The sequence below is a fragment of the Streptomyces sp. NRRL WC-3549 genome (assembly GCF_000721935.1).
Taxonomy (GTDB): domain Bacteria; phylum Actinomycetota; class Actinomycetes; order Streptomycetales; family Streptomycetaceae; genus Streptomyces.
Genome location: NZ_KL585423.1, coordinates 165,555 through 167,963 on the forward strand (window position 1 = coordinate 165,555; position 2,409 = coordinate 167,963).

Annotated in this window: 2 protein-coding genes; one reads left to right on the top strand and one right to left on the bottom strand. The window is 71.2% G+C overall.

The features are described 5' to 3' along the window. On the bottom strand, positions 1 to 1,345 hold a 1,345-nt coding region (locus IH13_RS38545; RefSeq protein WP_051835938.1), incomplete at its 3' end, for a cbb3-type cytochrome c oxidase subunit I. A gap of 609 nt (positions 1,346 to 1,954) precedes the next feature. Between IH13_RS38545 and IH13_RS0127170 the strand changes: the two genes are divergently transcribed. Further along, positions 1,955 to 2,409, top strand: a 455-nt coding sequence (locus tag IH13_RS0127170; protein WP_234433401.1) for a GAF domain-containing protein, incomplete at its 3' end; no start/stop codon positions are given.

The following is a 2,409-nucleotide window of genomic DNA, read 5'->3' on the forward strand; positions in this document are numbered from 1 at the left end:
GGCGGGGCATGCCCTCGGCGCCGAGCCAGTGCTGGACGAGGAAGGTGAGGTGGAAGCCGGCGGTCAGCACCCAGAAGGTGATCTTCCCGAGGCGTTCGTCGAGCATCTTCCCGGTGAACTTGGGCCACCAGAAGTGGAATCCGGCGAACATCGCGTACACGACCGTGCCGAAGAGCGTGTAGTGGAAGTGTGCGACCACGAAGTAGGAGTCGGACACGTGGAAGTCCAGCGGCGGTGACGCCAGGATGACTCCGGTCAGGCCGCCGAAGAGGAAGGTGATCAGGAACCCGGTGGCCCACAGCATCGGTGTCTCGAAGGAGAGCGAGCCCTTCCACATGGTGCCGATCCAGTTGAAGAACTTCACCCCGGTCGGTACGGCGATCAGGAACGTCATGAAGGCGAAGAAGGGCAGCAGCACGCCCCCGGTGACGTACATGTGGTGGGCCCAGACGGTGACGGACAGGCCGGCGATGGACATCGTCGCGGCGATCAGGCCGACGTAGCCGAACATCGGCTTCCGGGAGAAGACCGGCACGATCTCGGAGACGATCCCGAAGAAGGGCAGCGCCAGGACGTACACCTCCGGATGGCCGAAGAACCAGAAGAGGTGCTGCCACAACAGGGCGCCCCCGTTGGCGGCGTCGAAGACGTGCGAGCCGAACTTGCGGTCCATCTCCAGTGCGAACAGCGCGGCGGCGAGGACCGGGAAGACCATCAGGACGAGCAGCGCGGTCAGCAGCACGTTCCAGGTGAAGATCGGCATCCGGAACATGGTCATCCCGGGGGCGCGCATGCAGATGATGGTGGTGATGAAGTTGACCGCGCCGAGGATGGACCCGAAGCCGGACAGTGCCACGCCCATGATCCACATGTCGGCGCCGACGCCCGGGGAGTGCGTGGCGTCGGACAGCGGGGCGTACGCGAACCAGCCGAAGTCGGCGGCTCCCTGCGGGGTGAGGAATCCGCCGGCGGCGATCAGGGAACCGAAGAGGAACAGCCAGAAGGCCAGCATGTTCAGCCGCGGGAACGCCACGTCCGGCGCGCCGATCTGGAGCGGCATCAGCCAGTTGGCGAACCCGGTGAACAGGGGCATCGCGAACAGCAGCAGCATGATCGAACCGTGCATCGTGAATGCCTGGTTGAACTGCTCGTTGGAGATGATCTGGGTGCCGGGCCGGGCGAGTTCGGCGCGCATGACCAGTGCCATGACCCCGCCGATCAGGAAGAAGGCGAAGGCGGTGACGAGGTAGAGGGTGCCGATCTGCTTGTGGTCGGTCGTGGTGAGCCATGAGATGACGAGCCGGCCCCGCGAGTCGCGCGCCGTCCGTCCGCGCGGCCCGGGCACCGGGTGCGGGACGTCCGGCTCCCGGCCGTCGGGGGGCGTGGGGCCCTGTGCGGGGGCGGCCTTGCTGCCCTGCGATTCCGTTGCGTCCACCGGACCGTGTCCTCCAGCTCGTGCGGTTCTCCGAGCACACCCCCGCACCCGTCCGCCCGGGGGCGGGACGGTGCGACAGGGATGCGGCCGGGAAGGTCCGCGATCACGCGGGGGACGGAGCCGACCCTCCCGGCCGCACCATGCTGGTCGGGGGCGGCGCCGGTCTCCAGGGGCCGAGGAGCACCCCGGGGCGGGGCCGGGGGACACCTTCGCCGGGGCCGGTGGGTCCCCCCGGCACAGGGCCGGTCGGCCCTGTCGCGAGGCGTGCCCGGTGGCCGGTCCGCCGCCGGCCGCGCAGGCGCGTACGACGGCCGGCCCCCGGCGCGGGAGGCGCGGGCGGCCCCGTGCCCCGGGGCCCGTCGCCGTGTACGTACCGGGGGGACGGGCGTCTTCGGCCCCCGGGGTACCGGGCCGACGGCTGCCGTAAACTGACCGCCCGTGGACCGGTCCCAGCCCCCGCGGTGAGCCGGTGAACGACGACCCGGCCTACGGAACCCGGCCCCAGAGAGCGGCACCCCGATGACAGACGCAGCATGCCCGGTGCCCCACTCCCCCGGCGCCCACTCCGCCGCCCCGGGGGCCTCGTGCCCCGTCACAGGTCGCGGGGCGGGCCGGGGAGCGGCCCCCGCCGCCGGCCCCGGCCAGGGGAACTGGCCGCAGCCCAGCCGTCCGGACCGGATGCGCGGCCTGCTGGACGCCGTGATGAGCCTGGGGCGGGGGCTGGAACTGCCCGAGGTGCTGCGGGGCATCGTCGAGGCCGCGGTGACCCTGACCGACGCGGAGTACGGGGCGCTCGGCATCGTCGGTGACGGGCAGACGCTGCTGGAGTTCCTGACCGTCGGCATGTCCGAGGAGCTGACCGCGCGGATCGGGCAGACGCCGTGCGGGCGCGGCATCCTCGGCGAGCTCATCCACCACCCGGAGCCCCTGCGGCTCACCGATCTGAGCAGCCATCCGCACAGCTACGGCTTCCC